At 57.1% G+C, this 20,362-nt stretch carries 17 protein-coding genes and 1 tRNA gene; 14 read left to right on the top strand and 4 right to left on the bottom strand.

Features of this window, described 5'->3' with window-relative positions; genetic code table 11:
- Nucleotides 1–5: 5 nt before the first annotated feature.
- From ACR0BI_RS08000 to ACR0BI_RS08045, 10 genes are all read left to right on the top strand, one after another.
- Nucleotides 6–581, top strand: coding sequence for a TRAP transporter small permease (locus tag ACR0BI_RS08000; RefSeq protein ID WP_170604457.1), 576 nt, complete (start codon nucleotides 6–8; stop codon nucleotides 579–581).
- Nucleotides 578–1,873, top strand: coding sequence for a TRAP transporter large permease (locus tag ACR0BI_RS08005; RefSeq protein ID WP_170328647.1), 1,296 nt, complete (start codon nucleotides 578–580; stop codon nucleotides 1,871–1,873). The genes ACR0BI_RS08000 and ACR0BI_RS08005 overlap by 4 nt, the downstream gene beginning before the upstream one ends.
- A complete protein-coding gene (locus tag ACR0BI_RS08010) occupies nucleotides 1,873–3,765 on the top strand; it encodes a bifunctional sugar phosphate isomerase/epimerase/4-hydroxyphenylpyruvate dioxygenase family protein (RefSeq protein WP_480563116.1) in 1,893 nt (630 codons plus the stop codon). The genes ACR0BI_RS08005 and ACR0BI_RS08010 overlap by 1 nt, the downstream gene beginning before the upstream one ends.
- Nucleotides 3,762–4,589: a citryl-CoA lyase gene (locus ACR0BI_RS08015; RefSeq protein WP_480504944.1), complete on the top strand. Its 828-nt coding sequence runs from the start codon at nucleotides 3,762–3,764 to the stop codon at nucleotides 4,587–4,589. Before ACR0BI_RS08010 ends, ACR0BI_RS08015 begins: the two co-directional genes overlap by 4 nt.
- Nucleotides 4,579–5,766 carry a Gfo/Idh/MocA family protein gene (locus ACR0BI_RS08020; protein ID WP_480563117.1) on the top strand — a complete coding sequence of 396 codons (1,188 nt, stop codon included), beginning with the start codon at nucleotides 4,579–4,581 and terminating at the stop codon, nucleotides 5,764–5,766. Before ACR0BI_RS08015 ends, ACR0BI_RS08020 begins: the two co-directional genes overlap by 11 nt.
- Nucleotides 5,756–6,430 carry a hypothetical protein gene (locus tag ACR0BI_RS08025; protein WP_480563119.1) on the top strand — a complete coding sequence of 225 codons (675 nt, stop codon included), beginning with the start codon at nucleotides 5,756–5,758 and terminating at the stop codon, nucleotides 6,428–6,430. Before ACR0BI_RS08020 ends, ACR0BI_RS08025 begins: the two co-directional genes overlap by 11 nt.
- Nucleotides 6,423–7,613 carry a Gfo/Idh/MocA family protein gene (locus ACR0BI_RS08030; protein ID WP_480563120.1) on the top strand — a complete coding sequence of 397 codons (1,191 nt, stop codon included), beginning with the start codon at nucleotides 6,423–6,425 and terminating at the stop codon, nucleotides 7,611–7,613. The genes ACR0BI_RS08025 and ACR0BI_RS08030 overlap by 8 nt, the downstream gene beginning before the upstream one ends.
- A gap of 154 nt (nucleotides 7,614–7,767) precedes the next feature.
- Entirely contained in the window at nucleotides 7,768–8,682 is a 915-nt protein-coding gene (locus ACR0BI_RS08035) for a sugar phosphate isomerase/epimerase family protein (protein WP_480563122.1), read from the top strand.
- On the top strand, nucleotides 8,663–10,072 hold the full coding sequence (locus ACR0BI_RS08040) for an aldehyde dehydrogenase family protein (protein ID WP_170353332.1): 1,410 nt from the start codon (nucleotides 8,663–8,665) through the stop codon (nucleotides 10,070–10,072). The genes ACR0BI_RS08035 and ACR0BI_RS08040 overlap by 20 nt, the downstream gene beginning before the upstream one ends.
- Nucleotides 10,072–11,853: a thiamine pyrophosphate-binding protein gene (locus tag ACR0BI_RS08045; protein ID WP_170353331.1), complete on the top strand. Its 1,782-nt coding sequence runs from the start codon at nucleotides 10,072–10,074 to the stop codon at nucleotides 11,851–11,853. Before ACR0BI_RS08040 ends, ACR0BI_RS08045 begins: the two co-directional genes overlap by 1 nt.
- Before the next feature lie 103 nt (nucleotides 11,854–11,956).
- On the opposite strand, the gene ACR0BI_RS08050 is transcribed toward ACR0BI_RS08045, so the two are convergent.
- Nucleotides 11,957–12,184, bottom strand: coding sequence for a hypothetical protein (locus tag ACR0BI_RS08050; protein ID WP_170773913.1), 228 nt, complete (start codon nucleotides 12,182–12,184; stop codon nucleotides 11,957–11,959).
- Between the two features lie 218 nt (nucleotides 12,185–12,402).
- On the opposite strand from ACR0BI_RS08050, the gene ACR0BI_RS08055 reads away from it, so the two are divergent.
- The 4 genes from ACR0BI_RS08055 (at nucleotide 12,403) to ACR0BI_RS08070 (ending at nucleotide 18,252) form a co-directional block, all read left to right on the top strand.
- On the top strand, nucleotides 12,403–13,626 hold the full coding sequence (locus ACR0BI_RS08055) for a MobA/MobL family protein (RefSeq protein WP_480878402.1): 1,224 nt from the start codon (nucleotides 12,403–12,405) through the stop codon (nucleotides 13,624–13,626).
- A 157-nt stretch (nucleotides 13,627–13,783) separates the two neighbouring features.
- Nucleotides 13,784–15,937 carry a hypothetical protein gene (locus tag ACR0BI_RS08060; RefSeq protein WP_480563124.1) on the top strand — a complete coding sequence of 718 codons (2,154 nt, stop codon included), beginning with the start codon at nucleotides 13,784–13,786 and terminating at the stop codon, nucleotides 15,935–15,937.
- Entirely contained in the window at nucleotides 15,930–16,364 is a 435-nt protein-coding gene (locus ACR0BI_RS08065) for a hypothetical protein (RefSeq protein WP_170773917.1), read from the top strand. Before ACR0BI_RS08060 ends, ACR0BI_RS08065 begins: the two co-directional genes overlap by 8 nt.
- A 274-nt stretch (nucleotides 16,365–16,638) precedes the next feature.
- Entirely contained in the window at nucleotides 16,639–18,252 is a 1,614-nt protein-coding gene (locus tag ACR0BI_RS08070) for a recombinase family protein (protein WP_480563134.1), read from the top strand.
- Here the strand turns inward: ACR0BI_RS08070 and ACR0BI_RS08075 are convergent.
- The 3 genes from ACR0BI_RS08075 to ACR0BI_RS08085 form a co-directional block, all read right to left on the bottom strand.
- Nucleotides 18,209–18,285: transfer RNA gene (locus tag ACR0BI_RS08075), tRNA-Met, on the bottom strand. The genes ACR0BI_RS08070 and ACR0BI_RS08075 overlap by 44 nt on opposite strands.
- A gap of 82 nt (nucleotides 18,286–18,367) precedes the next feature.
- Complete coding sequence (locus ACR0BI_RS08080) at nucleotides 18,368–19,339, bottom strand: alpha/beta fold hydrolase (RefSeq protein WP_170397690.1); 972 nt, start codon at nucleotides 19,337–19,339, stop codon at nucleotides 18,368–18,370.
- Between the two features lie 202 nt (nucleotides 19,340–19,541).
- Nucleotides 19,542–20,345 carry a PaaX family transcriptional regulator C-terminal domain-containing protein gene (locus ACR0BI_RS08085; RefSeq protein ID WP_170404659.1) on the bottom strand — a complete coding sequence of 268 codons (804 nt, stop codon included), beginning with the start codon at nucleotides 20,343–20,345 and terminating at the stop codon, nucleotides 19,542–19,544.
- Nucleotides 20,346–20,362: the final 17 nt, after the last annotated feature.

The following is a 20,362-nucleotide window of genomic DNA, read 5'->3' on the forward strand; positions in this document are numbered from 1 at the left end:
CCACAATGAAAGGCTTCACAAAGGGGTTCTCCCGACTGACCGAAGCGATTGCCGGCGGGATGCTGGCGGCAATCTTCCTAATCTTCCTTCTGCAAATTCTCTTGCGGTATTTCTTTACCCCCGCCGGTTGGACGCTTGAACTGATCGGCATCCTCTGGGTCTGGGTGATCTTTTTTAGCTGCGCGTTCATCGTGCGCGAGAGAGATCACGTGAAGTTCGACATCATCTACCTTTCGGTGCCGATGCGCGTTCGTCAGGTCTTTGCGATGCTGGCGGCCGCGGCGATTGTAGTCGGGATGCTCTACAGTTTCCTGCCGACGTGGGACTACATCGACTGGATGAAAATCCGCAAAACCTCGACTGTGCGCAATCCGTTCTCGGGTGAGAAGATACCACTGCGCACCGTGTTCTCAATCTATGCGGTGTTCATGCTGGTCGTAGCTGCGCGGTATGGGTGGTTGTTCTTTGACATCCTGCGAAATGGCCCACCAAAAACCGAGCTGGAACTGGTCGTTGGGTACAACGTGGTTGACGATCATCCCCGTGTCGACGGTGAAGACGACGAGGAAGCAGGCAAATGAGCTTTGAACTTCTTTCCTGCCTGCTCGCGCTCTTTCTTCTGGCAGGCATCGGGACACCTATCGGCTATTCCATCCTTTTGGCCTCATTGGTTTATCTGGGCACGGCCGGATTGGACGTCGCACTCGCGGGCGAGAAAATCCTGCAAGGCTTCTACAAAAGCACGATCCTGCTTGCCGTGCCTTTGTTCATCGTCGCCGCCAATATCATGAACGCGGGGTCGATCACCGACCGCTTGCTGAACTTCTGCGTAGCCGCTGTCGGTCGTTTCAAGGGCGGCCTCGGGCACGTCAACGTGGTAGCGTCCCTGATCTTTTCCGGTATGTCCGGCTCGGCTGTCGCGGATGCCGCGGGGATCGGCAAGATCATCATTGAGATGATGACCAAGGATGGCCGCTACAGCCGAGGTTATGCTGCTGCTATTACCGCGGCGTCGGCGACGATTGGCCCGATCATTCCGCCCTCGATCCCAATGGTTTTGTACGCGCTCGTTTCCAAGGCCTCCATCGGATCTCTGTTCTTAGCCGGTATTCTGCCGGGCCTGATCATGGGCGTCGTCCTCATGGCAATGAACTATTACCTGGCCGGAAAGCGGAACTTTGCATTGGAAGAACCTGTTCCTCTGCGCGAATTGCCGGCTAAAACCGCCAACGCGTTTCCGGCACTGCTGATGCCCGCAATCCTGCTGTACGGTATATATGGCGGCGTCACCACTCCGACCGAAGCCGCCGCAGTTGCTGCATTCTACGCTCTGCTACTGGCAGCGTTGTTCTACCGCGCGCTGACCTTCCGTGGCCTTTATCAAGTGTTCGTCGACAGCGCGCGCTCCTCCGCCGCCGTCGGGGTGGTCATTGGTGGCGCGTTCATTCTGAACTTCATCGTCATTCAGGAACAGATTCCACAGTCGATCTCGGCACTGCTGGAGGGTTCGGATGTTAGCCCGATTGTATTCCTGATCCTCGTAAACCTGCTGATCCTCGCGCTGGGATGCGTGTTAGACGCAACAACGATCATCCTGGTGATCGTGCCCCTGTTCATTCCAACCTGCGAAGCGCTCGGGATTGATCTGGTGCATTTCGGAGTGCTGGTCGTCGTGAACTCAATGATCGGTTTGATCACGCCGCCCTATGGCATTCTACTCTTTGTGATCAACGCCGTGACGGACATTCCGCTGCGCGAAATCATCTCCGAAATCTGGGCCTTCCTCGCGGTTCTCATCTTCGCCTTGGTGATAATGATGCTGATGCCGGATCTGGTCCTGTGGTTGCCGCGTATGTTTGGATATCAGGGATAATGTGCCTGTCGGTTTCGACAACGTCGATCCCCGGTGATCTGGCTGAAAAGCTGAGTGCTATCGCTGACGCGGGATTCGGGGGTGTCGAATTACACGAACCGGATTTGACCGCTTTTGACGGACCGCCATCGCAAGTCCGCAAGATTGCATCGGACCTCGGCCTGAAGATATGCCTGTTACAACCCTTCCATAATCTTGAAGGCCAGCCCGAAGCCGGACGTGAGCGCGCCTTTGATCGACTGAAGCGCAAACTCGACCTGATGAGCGAGCTGGGAACGGAATTGCTGCTTATCGGGTCTGCCTTCGAGGTCGATGTCGCTGCGACCGAAGAACAGGTAATCGCAGATCTTGGCGAGGCGGCCCAAATCGCTAAAGAAATGGGGATGCGTCTGGCCTATATGGGCTTGCCATGGTCGGATCTTATTCACTCGGATGAACAGGCGTTAGGCGTCGTTGATGCTGTCGACAGCCCTAATCTGGGGTTGGCTTTGAATTCCTTCTTCTCGCTTGCCGACGGATCCAAACCAGCCCGCCTTCGGGACATTCCCGGAGAGCGGCTGTTCCATGTGCAACTGTCCGATGCACCCCGGCTTGAGATGGATATACGTCGGCTCAAGCGGCACTTTGGGCTTCTGCCGGGGCTTGGGTCGCTGAACCTTGCGGGCTTCGTTCGCGTGTTGTCTCGCGCCGGATACAAAGGGCCTTGGTCGGTTGCACGCGTCAACGAAGCAGCTCCTCAACCCGGTGGCCGAACACTGGCCCGAGACAGCTACAGGTCGCTGGTGAACCTCCTGGATGAGGTACCCCGGACCGAGCCGGGAACCGATTTCGGCATCCCGGACCTGCCGGAACGCGTCTATGCGTCAGGCTTCGAATTTGTCGAATTTACAGCCGACGAAACAAGCGGCGCGCAGCTGGCAGATATGTTGTCAGCAATGTGTTTTCGAATGGAGCGAAAACACGTATCCAAGTCCGTCGAGCTGTGGCGGCAGGGCGCGATAAACATCGTTGTGAATACCGAAAAGGAAGGATTTGCCCATTCGGCGTTCCTGGGTCACGGCCCCTCCGTTTGTGACATGGGGTTGCGTGTCAAAGATGCGGATCAGACGGTTCAGCGGGCGACCGCGTTGGGCGCGCCGAATTTCTCACAACCGGTGGGAACAGGGGAACTGGATATCCCGGCCATTCGGGGCGTTGGTGGCAACGTCGTTCATTTCATCGATGAGAAATCCGATCTCCATCGGGTATGGGACATTGAGTTCGAGCCGGTTGCGAAAACCAAAGCCACCCAACCTGCCGGTCTGCGTCGTATCGACCATCTGGCCCAGACGATGCGTCACGATGAGATGCAAAGCTGGCTACTCTACTACATTTCGACTTTCGAGATGGCAAAATCCCCTATCCTGAACGTCGCCGACCCGTCTGGTGTCGTGCAAAGCCAGGCTATCGAAAGTCCCGAAGGCGAAGTGCGCTTAAACCTGAATGGGGCAGTTGGGCGTCGAACACTGGCGGCGTCATTCCTTGAAGATGGCTTTGGGGCTGGTGTTCAGCACATTGCCTTCCAGTCGGATGATATTTTTGAAACTTCAGCCCAGTTGCTCAAGTCTGGCTTTCCCAGCCTGTCCATCCCGGAGAACTACTACGCTGATCTGCAAGCGACATTCGGATTGGATGACGATTTGGTCGCCCAATTGCGCAGGGGGAGTATTCTCTACGATCGGGCGGCGGGAGCTGAGTATTTTCAGATATACAGCCGCCCCATCTTTAACGGCTTCTTCTTCGAAATTGTTGAACGCCGTATGGGCTATGCCGGTTATGGCGCGCGCAATGCACCCATTCGCCTTGCCGCGCAAAGCAAAACCCAGCCGGTGAAAGAGGTGCAGACGCAATGACCGCGCAGACGACAGACGATGAGCGCGCCGTTCGCCAATGGTGGCGTACCTCCATCATCGACATGAAACCTGGACAGATCTCTTTTCGTGGCAACGCCATAGAGGACCTGATCGGAAACGTATCTTTCCCGCAGATGATCTGGCTTATGGTGCGGGGCGATCTACCCAGCGACGCGCAAGCGCGCCTGTTCGAAGCCGCTTTGGTCGCAGGCGTGGATCACGGCCCACAGGCTCCCTCAATCGCGGCTGCGCGTATGGCCGCCACCTGCGGGGTAGGTCTCAATAACGCGATGGCGACTGCGGTGAACATGCTGGGCGACGTGCACGGCGGGGCAGGAGAGCAGTGTGCAGAGCTGTACTATGATATCGCAGCTCGCATGGATTGCGGAGCATCGTTGAATGACGCAGTGAAGGACGGTCTGGACAGCTGGCGCGAGACCTATGGCAAGATCGTCTCGGGCTTTGGTCACAGGTTTCACAAACCTGTCGATCCACGCGCACCCCGATTGATGCAACTTGTTCGAGATGCGGCGGCAGAAGGCACAGTTTCTGGCCGGTTTGCCGATATCGGAGAAGAGGTTCAAGCCGAACTCGGTCGTCAACGAGGCGGTCGGCCAATTGCCATGAATATTGACGGCGCGACAGCTGTGATCTTCTGCGAACTTGGCTTTCCTGCGCCCTTGTCGCGAGGGCTGTTCTGCCTGTCCCGCTCGGTCGGAATACTCGCCCACGCTTGGGAACAGATGAACCAGGGTGGCCGCAACAAAGGGCCGATTCCCCCTAATTACTTACCCCTCTACGAAGACAGGAATGATGAAACGTGAGACATCGAAATCCTTCCGGGTCGGCCTTATCGGCTGTGGTCGTATCAGCGATATTTATCTAAAAACACTATCCAAATTCTCAAACGTTGAGGTCGTGGCTTGCGCAAGCCTTGACCCTTCGGAAAGCCGCACCAAGGCAGATCAATACGGTATCGCCAAGGCCTGTGCGCCAGTTGGGGTGTTTGACGATCCGACGATTGACTGCGTTCTGAATCTGACAATTCCGGCGGCGCATGCCGAAATCAGCCTGCGTGCGTTGGAGGCGGGCAAGCACGTCTATTCCGAGAAGCCGCTGGTTATGGATCGAACGGATGGTAAGACGATTCTGCACATGGCCTCTGAAAAGGGGCTACTGGTCGGTTGCGCACCCGACACATTTCTGGGCGGTCGTTGGCAAACCGTTCGGCGCTTGATCGATGAGGGTGCCATTGGCAAACCGACAGGGGTTTTTGCCCATGTCGGTACCCACGGGACGGAACGCCACCATCCCAACCCGGATTTCTACTACCAGGCCGGTGGCGGGCCCTTGCTGGACCTTGGGCCATATTACCTGACCGCCATGGTTTGCTGCCTTGGTCCGGTTGACCGGGTCGCCGGAATGGCTCGGCGCACGTTCGACAAAAGGATGATCGAAAACGGCCCTCGCAACGGTGAATGGATGGATGTCGAGGTCGACACGCATTCCCTAAGCCTACTGCAGTTCTCTTCCGGGGCTATAGGGTCGATGACCATGAGCTTTGACGTCTGGGATAGCGAAACGCCGCGGTTCGAGATCTACGGTGAAAAAGGCACCATCAGCATCCCAGACCCTGACCCGGTACATGGTGCCAACATCTTTCAGGGGGATGTCTGGCTGAAAACGCGGGAGACCTCGCGCTGGTCTCATCAGCCGCGCCCATCCGGTCGCGAAGGCTGGCAGGTGGTCGTCAACAAACACGGGTTCAATGAGGACAGCCGTGGTCTCGGCCTTTTGGATCTGGCTCTGGCGGCGCAAGAAGGACGCCAACCCCGTGCAAGTGGAGCGCTCGCCTACCACGTTTTCGAGGTCATGGACGCGATCGAACGGGCACCAAAATTTGGCGCCTATCAGACGATAGAAAGCCGTTGCGCGGCTCCGGAGCCTTTGCCGGTCGATTTCCTTAACGATGAGAGGAAGGAATTGGTTCATGCCGATTGAGACACTCGACTTTGCTCAGCCATTCTTTCGCGTCCAGCACATAACTGACGAGCGCAGAATTTCTATCGAGGGTCGCGCCATCGTCCTTAACCTTGGGGGGCGAAATCTCTCTGTCGAGGATCAGACCATTGCACCGCTTTCCTCTGTGATCGTGCAAGACAGCACGCTTGGCGGCGTGGAACGTGCAGTCATTGTCCACGATTTCGACGCCCATGCCGATGACAACGAGTTGTTCGCATGGGTGAAAGATACATGGCCATCTGCTTTTGATGTTCGCCAAGAGGAGCGTTTACGCGGTGTCAGCCACTACATGTCGCCAAAGGTCTTTGTGGGTAACGTTGGGCTGACCATGTACCATTCCGGCTCGGTGCCGCTGAATGTCGGATTGCACAAGGATCATCCGTTCTGCCCGGTACCGGGGTTTCGCGAAGTGCATACACAAATCGTAGGCCTTGGGAAAATGCAGCAATGCCGTGAGCGGGATGTTGAATCCCTTTACCTCGAAGAATTCATGGCCCCCGGCACGACGCACAAACCGATGTATGACGCCGAAGGCAACTATCCCTGGCATCAGTACGAGACGATTACCCCCAGCATTTTCATGGCGGTGGAAATGCTGCCGGAAGGCGTACGGGTCCCGGAAATGGAGATTCAGAATGGCTGAGAGACTGTTTTCCGAAGACCTGAACTTTGACGGACCTTTCCCCCGATTGTCTCGCCGTTTGCGGCTGGGTGTTGTTGGCGGCGGACGTATCTCTGTCACGCAGGCAACGGCCGCGCGGATGACCGACCGGTGGGAGGTCGTCGCAGGAGCGCTCAGTTCTGACGCCATGCGAAGCAAGGCGCGCGGGGCCGAGTGGTTCCTGCCGGCCGACCGGTGCTATGCGTCATTCAATGAGATGGCGCAGGCCGAGGCGGCGCACCCGGATGGCGTAGATGCCGTCATGATCACGACCCCGAACCACGTTCATTTCGAAGCGGCCAAAGCCTTTCTTGAGGCGGGCATTGACGTGCTGTGCGACAAGCCCCTGACCAACGAAGTTGCCGAGGCCGAGGGGCTTAAGGGGATCGCCACGCGCACGGGACAGGTCTTTGCCGTCGGATATGCGATGTCGTGCTTTCCGGTCATCCGTCAGGCCAAACAAATCGTAGCGGAAGGCGGCATCGGTAAAATCAACCAAATCCACGTCGAGTTCATGCAAGACTGGATGACGCCCGATGATGTGGCTGATGCGCCCCATGTCAAATGGCGGCTGGACCCAAAGATTTCTGGCCCGACCAGTTGCGTCGGCGATATCGGCACCCATGCCGCGCATCTGGCCAGTTTTGTCTCGGGCCTGCCCTTAACCGACCTACGGGCCGAGTTTCATGTCTGCGGCGCGCCAAAGCCTTTGGAAGACACGGTGTTCATGTTCACCCGTTACCAAAATGAAGTCCCAGGAACCTTGATGGCAACACGCCTTGCCCCCGGAAATCGGGGTGGGTTGCGGTTGCGCATATTCGGGAGCGAAGGAGGCCTCGAGTGGGATTTGGAGAATTCGGAGCAGCTGAAGTTCAATCGGTTCGGCGAGCCGGATCGTATCATCAGCCGAGGTCACGGGCATGGTATCGGCCCCGACGCAGAACGTCTGATCCGTACCGCGCGCGGCTTCCCCGAAGGGATTATCGAAGCTTGGGCCAACCTCTATACGGAATTTGCCATGGCCGTAGCCGCGCGCCGGGATGGCGTTTCCGTTCCGACCGATTGGCTGACATATCCCAGCGTCAATCAAGGCGCAGACGGCGTCCGATTCATAGATGCCACTGTGCGCTCTCACCAGTCCGGAGGCGACTGGGTTACTCTCTAAGGCGCTGCCAACAAGAATGAAAAACACGCCCGGGCAGTTGCCCGGGCGCTTTCATTTCCTGCTCAGTATTAAAAGTTGATATTTTAAAAAATATCAGATATTTTTTACTACGTGTGATGAATTTGAGATTCGCAGACACGTGGAGCTGCCGTTCATGGTGAAACCCGAAGAGGCTGGCGCAAGCCCCTCTCTCTATTCCTTGGCGCACCTGACGCTGATTGGCTGTACGCCGCCCGAGTTGGTCTATATCGCAGCGCGGGCCGGTTACGATGCCGTCAGCCCCCGCTTCATTCCGATGCATGTGCCCGGTGAATTCACTCAATCTCCAATCGACAAGGCACAGGTGCATGCCACCAAAACTGCTCTCTCTACCACTGGCTTGAAAGTCCTCGATGTCGAACTTGCGCGCATCACAGAAGATGTCGATCCGCGCAGTTTTGAGCCTTCTCTTGAGATCGGTGGGGAATTGGGTGCCAAGCGCATGATCATGAGCGCGTGGACCAATACCCGCGATGATCGTGACTTCCTGATCGACGTCTATTCGGAAACCTGCGAACTGGCGGCACCCTACGGGCTAACAGTGGACCTGGAGTTCCCAAGCTTTTCCCGCCTTCGTACTCTGGATGAGACGCTTGACATTGTCCGCGCCTCCGATCAGCCGAATGGCGGTATTCTGGTTGATACGCTTTATCTGCATCTCAGCCGCGTGGATTTGGGAGAGTTGCTACACGTCCCCTCGGACCTGTTTCACTTCCTGCATATCTCTGATTGCCTACCCGGCATCGCCGATACGCGTGAGGGCATGATCCAACTGGCCCGCGATGCGCGGCTATATCCCGGTGAGGGATGGATCGATTTCACCGGCATCATCGAACGGATGCCGCCCGTCGACTATTCCATCGAACTGCCCAACCAAAGCCGCGTTGCCGAGTTGGGATATGAAGAACACGCGCGTCGCTGTCTCAGCCACGCCAAGCGAACATTTGGCGAGGCGCGGTCACAGCGTCGTATGCCCGATGCTACAATTCCAAAACACCAAGAGGATCATCATGGGCAAAGAGCTCACTGAAAACGACCGCAACATGGCGGCAGATATGCTGGCACGCGCCCGCGCTGCCATGGCCGAGATCGAGGATTGGGATCAGGACAGGCTGGACCGCCTGTCTCAGGCCATCGCGTGGTATGCAGGTAATGAGAAAACCTTCACGCGTCTGGCTCAACAAGGCGTGGATGAGAGCGGTATCGGAGATCGCGAAGGCCGCCCAGCGAAGCGCTTCAAGATTCACATGGTGCTGCGAGATGTCTTGCGCACACCCTCGACCGGCATCGTCGAGGTTGATGAGGAAAAAGGTCTGGTGAAATATGCCAAACCTGCTGGCGTCATCGCATCCCTGATCCCAATGACTAACCCAGCGATGACACCACCGGTGACCGGCGTTTCCGCCGCCAACGCCCGGAATGCCGTCATTTTCAGCCCGCACCCGCGAACCGCTCATACGACCTTCGAAATGGTCGAGGTTATGCGTGCAGCTTGTCGTGCTGCCGGTGCCCCCGAGGACTTGTTTCAATCCATTCGCAAACCCTCGATCCCATTGACGCAACATCTGATGGAGATCTGCGACTTGACTTTGGCGACGGGCGGCAAACCCATGGTCAAAGCGGCGTACAGTTCAGGGCGTCCAGCCTATGGTGTCGGCGCAGGCAATTCATCCATTGTCATTGATGAGACTGCCGATCTGGATATCGCCGCGCAGAATACCCGTATTTCAAAGACCTCCGACTTTGGGTCGGGCTGCTCGGCCGACGGCAACATCATCATCCAGCGCTCAGTTTACGACGATATGGTCAAGGCGCTTCAAGCCGAGGGAGGCTACCTGTGTTCGGATGAAGAGAAGGCCATGCTCGAAGCGGCCATGTGGGATGAAAAGGGAAACCGTACGTTTCCGACCATTGCCTGTCCGCCGCAGCAAACGGCCAAGGTCGCCGGTTTTAGCATCCCCGAAGATCGCAAGTTTCTGATGGTTGAAAATCAGGGGCAAATCGGGCCGCAGCACAAGTTCTCCAAGGAAAAACTGACCACGCTGATGGCGCTTTATCACTTCGAAACGTTCGATGATGCGCTGGAAACGGTCAGCCAGATCTACAACACCGGGGGCAAGGGCCATTCCTGCGGCATCTACAGCCACAATGACGATCACATCGACCGGTTGGCGCGTCTGGCTCCGGTCAGCCGTATGATGGTGCGACAGCCTCAATCCAAGGCCAATGCGGGTGCCTGGACAAATGGCATGCCTATGACCAGCAGCCTGGGCTGCGGCATCTGGGGCGGCAACATCACCAACGAAAACGTCACCATGAAACACATGATGAACTACACCTGGGTCAGTCGTCCGATCCCTGAGGATCGCCCCTCGGAGCCGGACCTGTTCGGTGAGTTCTACGGACAGGAGGTCGCGTGATGGACGGAGCGAAACTGGACGGCAAAACCGTTGCCGAACATATCGTTGACTTTCTCGAACGCCGTGAGGTCAAGCACGTTTTCGGCCTGTGCGGGCACACGAACATTGCGGTTCTGGCTGCGCTGGCGGAAAGTCCCATCGATTTCGTCACAGTAAGACACGAACAAATCGCCAGCCACGCGGCGGATGCATATGCCCGCGTGACGGGCAAGGCCTCGGTGGTGCTGTCCCATCTCTCCCCGGGGCTGACCAATTGCGCCACCGGGGTCGCCAACGCCGCACTGGACTGTATCCCGATGGTCGTGATCGCGGGTGACATTCCCACGCATTACTACGGTAAACATCCGCATCAGGAAGTGAACCTGCATGCAGACGCAGCCCAATGGGAGATTTACCGACCCTTCGTGAAGCGCGCGTGGCGCGTGGATCGCGCCGACCTGATGGCCGAGATTCTGGAGAAGGCGTTTCACCTCGCGGAAAGCGGTCAGCCTGGCCCCGTGTTGGTCAATGTGCCGATGGACATCTTCTCGGAAGTCATCCCGTCGGACAGCTTTGATCGTATTCTCGGTAACACGAACGCGCTCAAGAAACCATCGATCGACGACAAAACCGCGCGTGAGATTGTCGAGGCACTTGCTAAGGCCGAAAACCCAGTAGCTTATGTCGGAGGTGGTATTCTTCTGGCACAGGCCAGCGAGGAGTTGCGAGAATTTGTTGAACATATGGGCCTTCCAGTCGCGCATTCCCTGATGGGTAAAGGCGCGTTGCGAGACGACCATCCGCTTGTGCTGGGAATGACCGGGTTTTGGGGCACCGAATTGGTCAACCAGTCCTGCTTGAATGCGGACTACATCTTTGCCGTGGGCACCCGGTTCAAAGAGGCTGATTGTTCAAGTTGGTACCCTGGCTACACGTTCAACATTCCCGGATCGAAGGTCATTCATATCGACATTGAGCCGCAGGAGATCGGTCGGAACTATCCCACCGAGATCGGAGTCTTTGCTGACGCCAAGGCCGCTTTGTGCGTCCTCAACCGGGTCGCCCGCGAGATGTATCCGGACGGCTTCAAGCGCCCCACGCTGGAGCAGAAAATCGCTGGCTTCCGGACGGACTTCAAAGCGCGCAACGAGGAAATGGCGACTTCATCGGCCTTTCCAATGATGCCCGAGCGTATTCTGGCAGATACCCGCAAGGCACTGCCCGAGGATGCCATCATCACAACGGACGTTGGGTGGAACAAGAACGGTGTCGGGCAACAGTTCGACATTTTGACGCCGGGTTCAATCCTGACCCCCGGCGGGTTCGCGACGATGGGTTTCGGTCCTCCGGGCGCGATCGGCGCGAAACTGGCGGCACCTGATCGCATTGTCCTCAGTCTGGTGGGCGATGGTGGCTTCGGTCAAAACCCGTCGATGCTCGCGACTGCCGTCGAACTCGATCTGGGCATCATCTGGCTGGTTATGAACAACAACGCCTTCGGAACTATCGCCGGCCTTCAAAAAGCGCACTACGGTCTGACCTATGGAACGACGTTCCCCGGATCAGCCGCCGCACCCGCAAACGGACCGGGCTATGCCGACATAGCGCGAGCCTACGGCGCGGAAGGGCACAGACTCAGCGCTGCTGACGAGTTGTTGCCTGCATTGGAAGCGGCAATCGCCAGCGGCAAACCAACCGTGCTGGATGTGCCAATGATCAACAACCCGACACCAACGACCGGTCATTGGAACATCCTGGACATTTATTCGCCGGACAAGGATGTTTCTCACGTCGCGACCTGACGATACTGAGCGCGGTAAGCCGCGCCAGTTTTTTTCTTTCAATAGGCCCAAGTCAGCCAAACCTTCTGAGAGCGTGCAGTGCCTCAAGAAGATCTAACTGGGTTTACAGTCTTAACAGCTCTCGATCTGAGTCGCGTGAGATACGTTCGTGCAGAAGCTTGAGCAACCGATCAGCTTTGTCTCTCTCAATTTCCTCGAGAAGCTTCAAAACAGCAGCGCCATAGATAATCTTTTTGCGCGTTTCATCGCGACGCCGTTGTTTGCTCGCCCGGGCCTGAAGGTCTCTGAGCCTCACGCGCGCCTGCTCGATTTGTTGATCCAGGTCCGCCATTTCGTTCTCCCTTGATTGAGGTGGTCGAACAGGAAATGCGGCCTGGATCCCGGCTTCGCTACCCGGGCGGGAAAATGTGGCTTCGCCAGGCCTCCTCGTGAGCGGCCGTCCGCATGCCCGCTGGGCAATGCGCGCAGTTACGCAAACTCGGGGTTTGCCTGCGCGCCTGCCGCGGGCTTTTTTGTGCGGAGATCGGGTTGGGGCCCGATGTCCTTTACATGATACACCCCGCCAGCAGACTCGAAGTCATCCTGCATTCTCGCGCCGACGGTCGCTCCGCCGTCAAATCCGCCGCTTACACCGCGCGCACCACCTTCCGGGATGCGCGGGTTGGACGACGGTTTTCGCCGGGCAGAAAGGGTGGCCTCCTGTCTCATGAATTGATCAACTGGACAGGAAACGCCGAGGAGCTCTGGAACGCTGCCGAGCGTTCGGAACGCCGAACGAATGCAAGAGTCATCCGCGAACTGCGCCCATCCCTGCCGCGCGAGCTACCGCTTCCCGAGCAGGTCCGGCTTGTCCGCAGCCTCTGCCTCTGGCTTCGCGATAAATACGGCGTTGCCGTTCAAGCCGACATTCACGCGCCGCGTTTCTTGTGCCCTGTGGAAGAGAAACGGCACAGCGCGGGCAAACTCGAACTGACGCGAGAAGACTACGTGCAGAGGCTCTTCAATCCATCGAAGACCAACCTGAATTTCCACGCCCACATCCTGATGACGACGCGGAAGGTTGATAGGATCACTGGCGATTTTGGTGAGAAAACGCGTGTTCTTGACGACAGAACCTCAGGCCCCGGAGAAATCAAGCGTATCCGCGGAGAATGGGAAAAGCGGACCAACGCGGCCCTGCGCAAGATTGGCTCCCACGCGCGGGTTGATCTTCGTTCGTATGCCGAGATGGTCGAGACAGGCGATGCACCGCAAGGCCTGGCAAGACAAGATCATGTCGGGCCACGCAGATCCGCCAGGTCGCGCCGCAGACTGCAAGAAAGCGGAAACGACGACACAGTTGCCGGAGTGCGGCGCCAGGCTGTCCAAGAACACAATTCAACACTCTGGCACTCGTGGTTGCAGCTGCGCGCCCTGGAGCGTCAGAGAGACGACCTCGAAGCGGAGCGTATCGCGCGGGTGAGAGAGGCTGCCCGCAAGAAAACGGCCAGCGATGAGAAACGTCGAATGCTGGAGGCGAGATCCGAGCGCGAAGTGAAAGCAGCGCTGGAAGCTTCGTCGCAAATAGAATGTCTAAGAACTGAGACAACATACCAGCAAGCGGTGCGATGGGCGACAGAAGGCATAGACGCCGATCCATCAGATATCCTCGATGAGGAATTCTCCTCTGATGTCGACCTTGAGGCGTATCACCCACCTCAGCTCCAGCGGAATGATCGGGTTTCCAACATACCGCGTGTAAGAACACGCAAGCCGCGTCAGCGTACGCGATGACACCGATGCCAGTTTTTGCAGGGCGCAACACTTGATGCGATCTACAATGTTTGGACTCGAGCCGTTGATCGGTTGACGGGCATGGGGCGTCACCCGGGCCTTGCCTTTCTTTGCTTGGATTTTTCTGTGCCAACAACCGCAGAGCCAATTCCCGCGGATGAAGCACACCGATCCGCGCGACTTTGCCCCGCATTCAGATGATATCCACACCGTTTCGCCAGAGGAATACGTTCAACTCCTCCATCCGCAAGGAGTGATTGGGAATCCTGCCGTTCTGATCAAGAATTCCGAGAAGCCAAGCCAACAATTTACACGTTGTCCGGATGGGATTGTAGCGTGTCTTCATGCGCTGCTGGATCGGACATCGTTTATCTCGCTGAACCGGTTTAAGGGCACACGCTGCAATTCAGGATTGGTCAGCCTGAATTCGCTTTATGTCGATCTGGACTATCACAATGATCCCGGCTGGCGCGCTGAGGGTGAAGAAGACATTCAGGCAGCCGTCGCGGGCCATCTTCTGATGCGCGGTGTCTCTGAGCCATCATTCTATTTGCGAACGGGACGAGGACTGGCCGCAATCTGGTTGATCCATTCGATGCCACCTGCTGCACTATCCCGCTGGCAGGCGGCAATCCGGGCATTGATGGATCTGCTTGCTCACTTTGGTTCGGATCGTTCTTGCAATGACCCAGCTCGCGTCTTTCGCATTCCCGGCACTCGAAACGAGAAATCGGGCCGGGTCGTTCAGGTGTCTGGTGGGAATTGCCAACGCCAGGATTTTGATGTCCTTGCCGATCAGATTTTTGCCGCCGTCGGGCGGCCCACCCGTTCCGAACTCGCAGAGCGCCGCAAGCAGCGTCAGGATCGGGAGCCGGGTAGTCAGACAATGCCGCGGGGATTGACCCAAGCTGAGCGATTTGAACAGATCCTGAAAGATCTCGAGGCTTACCGGATTTACCACGGTGGGGTGATCCCGGTGGGGTACCGAAACACATGGCTGCATTTTTATGCCACCTGCCTGACCCATCAGTCGGACACCCAGAGTATCGAAGGTCACATTCAACGAGCGGCAGACATGGCAACGCCCGGGCTATGCCAGAACGAAACGAACGCCATTATCAAGCAGGCTCTTGCGAAGTCAAAGCTGCAAGCTTGCGACAATGCACGCGAGAGCGAGAGATATTGTTACCGCGGCTCGACTGTTGCGGAGCGTCTCGACGTATCAGCGGATATGGCGCGTCAGTTGAGCATGCGTCAGGTGATGCCAGCGGAAGAGCGCCACCGCAGAAAAGCTGAACGGGAACGAGCACGGCGTGCTGTTCAGGGGAGTACCTCGCGAGATCAATACCTGCTCGAAAACAGCGCATCGAGAAACAAGCCCTGGCTGAACTATGGTCTTGGTAGGTCCCAGTATTACGCGCGCAAGAAGGCAGGAACACTCCCAGAACTGCCCGTCGCTCCGGACCGGACAGGTCCATGTCCACTACAGGGGAACCATACTGGACACAGAGAACTCTGTGGCCCTCCAACAGAGGCACAGCATTCGGAAACACCCGTCAACCGACCCATTGGAAACACTTCGAACACTCTGGCGGAAGATCGGAAAGCTGCAACAGACCAGAAAACAGCGCACGGACGAGAACCGAAACAGCGGAAAAGGCAGGTCGCCCACCTTCGACTGCGCAGTCCGGATGTCGCGCAGCCGAAAGTGGGAACCAGCCCAAACACGGTGGAAGACGCGGCTCTTTTCAACTTCGATGAAGGATGTCTCATGACACTTCAAACTGAAATCGCGCTGCCCTCCGAGAACTGGAAATCCCGTTTGAAAGTTGGCGATGTCGTCGCGTTTCGCTTCCCCCATGAAACGATGGGAGAGGATGATCCCAAAGTTCGGCCGTCGCTGGTTATTGATGTCGAGGAAATGGCCGGTGAGCGCTTTGCGGTTCTGGCTTACGGCACAACGAACCCCTGTCCACGCAAGCAGGCCTATTGCGTCGATGTGCGTTCGGAAGAGGAGCGGGAACAGGCTTCTTTGAGGGCGCCAACACGCTTCAATGCGGCTCGACGTGTTTCCGTATCTGTCAACAACAGCGGCTTCGACAGAAACTCCGATGGAACGCCCGTATTGGGTGAACTCGCCGACGCAGCGCTGGATCGACTTCATCGCGTTCGCGCACGAATACATGCAGAACGCGATATCCGGCGCTCCCGTAGGTTCGGCAGCAGAGGCTCGGGTCGAAAGATACGCGCCGTCACGGTTGAAACGCGGCGCAAGGGACGGCCGGATACGCGGGAGGTGCGCTATGTATGATAGCATCGCACAGCAGCTATTGCCCATCGAGGCAGCGATCCTCGATGCGCTCAACATGGTGCCCTCAGCGTCGAAGGCACTCGACACGCTAATCGACAATCTGGAGCCCACTGGCGCGCGCATTGCTTATCGTTTTGGCTCACGCCTCCGTGCGGGTGAAATGTTCGGTGATCGCGATCTCAATGATCTCGAATCCCTGCTCCAACCTGTCTTGGCTGAGATAGAAGCCGGATGGGTGAGCGAGGTGATTGCAGACGAGCATTGCCCGGGCGGTGCTTGGATCAACAAGCGGCTGACAAATCGAGCAGCCGAATTGAACCGGACCGTTGAACCTTTGGTGGCGCTTCAAAGATGTCTTCAACTCATCCAGAACCTGCGTCGAGCCGACCGAATAACACGTCGAGTGATCGCTGAAACGCAGACTTAGCCTGCAGCCTTCGGAGAGCGTTTCTCGCTCTCCGAACCGTTCGGATTAAACTGCGTTTCTAAATTTTCCAGAGGAGACCGATCTCACGCTCGTTGAAACATAAAGCGAGCACCATGACAGTTCAAAAACCGATCCAAACCGATTTTTCGATTTGTGAAGAGATCACCAAGTCCCCAGCAGCAAAGCAAAACCCGACGCCAGATGTTGGTTTGCTTGAGCTCGTCCGGGAATTGGCCCGGGCGGCAGCACAACAAGACGCGAGGAACTCGAGAGAATGCAACGCCGCGCTGCGATCTACGCCCGCTATTCGACCACGCTCCAGTCGGAGCGCTCCATTGAAGATCAGGTGGAGCTCTGCCGACGCTACCTGACAAGTGAAGGCTATAGGGAGGTCCGGACATTCGAAGACAGGGCCAAAACCTCTGAGACTCTGATTGGGCGAGTTGGTTTTGCTAATCTTCTCGAAGCGGCGAGTGCGGGGGAAATTGATGCACTGGTCGTGGAGTGTGTTGATCGGATCAGCCGGGACGCAGGTGATCTTCATACGGTGCATAAACTGCTTAGCTACGCTGGCGTCGAAATCATTTCAGCCAGCGAGGGGGTACAGTCAGAACTCCAGATTGGCCTTCGCGGCTTCGTCGGTACGGTTTTCCTCAAAGATCTGCGTGAAAAAGTGCATCGCGGAATGTCAGGCAACATAGCCAAAGGTTTGAGTGCCGGCGGTAAGGCTTATGGTTACTCACCTATTGCGGGAAAACCCGGGGAGCTCCAGGTCAAGGCACACGAAGCGGAAGTTATTTGCCAAATCTATAAGGCCTACGCAGAAGGAGCTTCCCCGCGAGATATTGCTCATGATCTCAACGCTCGCGGTGAGTTGCCGCCTCGTGGGACGAAGTGGAACGCGTCAACGCTGAGTGGAAACGGCAAGCGCGGCTACGGTATTCTCAGAAATTCCCTTTATGCTGGCATACTCGTTTGGGATCGCGTCAAAATGGTACGAAACCCGACAACAGGCAAAAGGGTCAGCCGTGAAAAGCCGGTCAAAGACTGGAAAATTGCGGAAGTTCCGCACCTTCGTATTGTCGAAGAGGAACTTTGGGACGCAGTTCAGCGGCGTTTGGCCACGCAGTCTGCGGCCAAGCGATCGGGAAAATCGACCCGAAACCCTGTGCGCCCGTTCTCGGGGCTGATCAAATGCGGGTGCTGCGGTGGCGGCATGTCGATTCATGACAGAAACGGCAATACCATCCGCATCCGTTGCTCAACGGCCAAAGAGAGTGGCTCCTGCAACAATAACGGGAAGGTTCGCCTCGACAAGATCGAGAGCGCTCTGCTGACCGAACTGCGAAAGGAGTTGTCTGAGCCAACCTACATCGATGAGTTCATCCGCACCTACAATGAAGAACGTCGCAAACTCAACGCAGCGGACAAACCGGACAGGAAGAAGCTCGAACGCGCGGTAGCAGAAGCTAACAAGCTGCTATCGCGCCGTATTGAACTTTTCGAGATGGGAATTCTTGAAGGAGTTGAAGGAGAGGCAAAGTTGACTGAGGCCAAACAACGCGTTTCGGTTGTCACGGACGTATTGGCCAGCTTTGACGAGAAGGAGAAGGCGCTCGAATTCAATCCAGCGACAGCATCCAGGTATGTGACTGCACTGGATGAAATGATCTCTTCCATGCAGGCACATGACGGCAATCCGAACCCAAAAGCGCGTGACGCGGTGCGCGGCTTGATTTCGGAGATCGTTGTGTCTCCAACCGAGAAAGACGGCGTGCCAGTCGAGGTGAAGGGCCGCCTTAGCGCCTTGGTATCAAATCGTTCCAAAAAGCTGGGGGGTTTGGTGGTAGCGGAGGAGGGACTTGAACCCCCGACACGCGGATTATGATTCCGCTGCTCTAACCAACTGAGCTACTCCGCCACGAGTGAGAGGCGATTTAAGCGAGGGGCCGGGGAGGGTCAAGAGGGAAAAGCGTGCCTGCCGAGATTCTTTATTGCGTTATTCAATGCGCGTCCTGCTCTGCCAGCCGGGTGCGGGAATTCTCGGCGATCTGGCGGATGAAACGCGCGCAGACTTCGGGTTCTGTGATGAGTATCATGTGACCCCGGTGTTCCATGACCTCAAAGGTCAGGCCGAATTTCGTCATTGTGGCACCGTGTAGCTCGGCGGACAGGATCGGGTCCTCTGTCCCGAACAGAATGCCTCCGGGCACGCGCAGATCGTTATAGCGTGAAGTCAGGGCACCCATGCTGGCCTCTACCCCAACAACATCCTGTGAGGCGGTGATAAAGGCCGAGGGGCGAAGACCAAGGGCACCCCCAGCACGGTTCAGGAAGTCTGAGGGCGCGGGCTCGGGTGCGAAGACGTCTTTCAGGACGAGGGGTGCGGTTTTTCGGGCCATCGGGACGGCGATTGTATTGCCAATAAGGTTGCGCAGCCACTCGGTACGGATTTCAAGTGGTTTGAAAACGGCGGGCGGTTCCGGCATTTGTTGCGTCAAGGGGGCCAGAAGCGCCAATGCCGCCGTGTTGTCGGGATAATCCAGTGCCATCGCAAGAGACACGGCGCCACCTAGAGAATGACCGACCAGTGTGGCTTGATCGACGTTCTTTGTTTCCAGAAACTCGTGGATCATGCGGGCTTGTTCGGGCAATTCCGCCAACTGGGCAGCATCGCGCGTGGAATAGCCACAGCCCGGACGGTCAACCGCGAGAACGTGATAATCCTGAGCAAGATCATCCACTAACGCATACGTAAAATGCTGCAATTGGCCTGATAGGCCATGGATCATGACAATAGTCGGGTTGGAAGGGTCGCCTTTTTCGACATAGTGAATGCTGCCACCGTGAACGGGCACGATCCGCCCCAGTTGCGGCACCATTTCGGTGCCCTGCCGCGTTAGGCGGCGAGTCCAGATGTGCATCCCCAGCAAAAGGGACATCAGCAACAAGACAATCGTTAGCAAAATCGACATCACGGTTCTCCGGCAGGTTTGCACAGGCGATGGTATTGCCCGGAGCCCGATTGCACCATGCGTTTTCTGAACGGCTGAATTGGCAGGCAGATAACCGCAACCTAATTATTGGTGTGTAAATTGGTATGACTTGGTCAGAAAAGCTCCCAGCACCCGGTATGTGCGCCGCACTGATAATATGGTTGAACAGACCGCTCAGCGGTCAACTACTACCGCTCAGTACGTCAGCCGAGGGGCGTGGCAGCAGATCAAGCAGCCCGAACACGCTATCGCGACAAGCAGGGCCAGCCCAATCAACAGGATAAAAAGCCAAAGGTAAGTCCGGCTGGCGTAGCACGACGCGCCGCCACCGATGCACCAGCAGGGTGCGCAGTGTTGCGCTCTGCAAGGGGGTTGGCGCCCAGCCTTCGGGACGGGACTTCGCGGCGCGTTCGACCGCGCCCAGAAGAGCCTTGCAAGAGGCGCGCAATTCGGGTGGACACAACCGATCCTGCACCCATTTGGGAGCTGCGTGCGGAGAGATGTCCAAGGCCAGCAAACCGTCTGACTGATCGGACACAGGCCCCGCACCCATCGCTACGTTGCGCCCAATAGGGATATAGTCGTCGCTGAGCATCACGTCCTCAAGCACCTGAGTGCCCGACCCGTCTTCGGCGATCAGAAGATGCCAATTTTCAATGGGCGAAGGACCGCGCGCATATATGCGCGGCGTGACGGCGGCGGATTGCGTCCGGCCGAATTCCGAGAGGACATGGCGCGAGACGCGTCCAATCCGGTCACTTTCAATCCAGCCGTCCTTGCGCAGCCGGTGCAGAGCGACGCGGATCGCTTCGGGTTTGATGCCCATCGGCTCAATTATCCGGGTCAGAACACCGCCCGAGATTTGCGCGCCGGGCTCTTGTGCCATGTCACCAAACAGCGAGACGATAATCGACCAGACCCGCTGGTCTTGCGGGTCCGCCAGTTCGGCCACAGCCATTTCGAACCACGAGGTCTTTTCGGTCATGGACCCAGTTTAACCCA

The sequence above is a fragment of the Ruegeria sp. E5 genome (assembly GCF_056534105.1).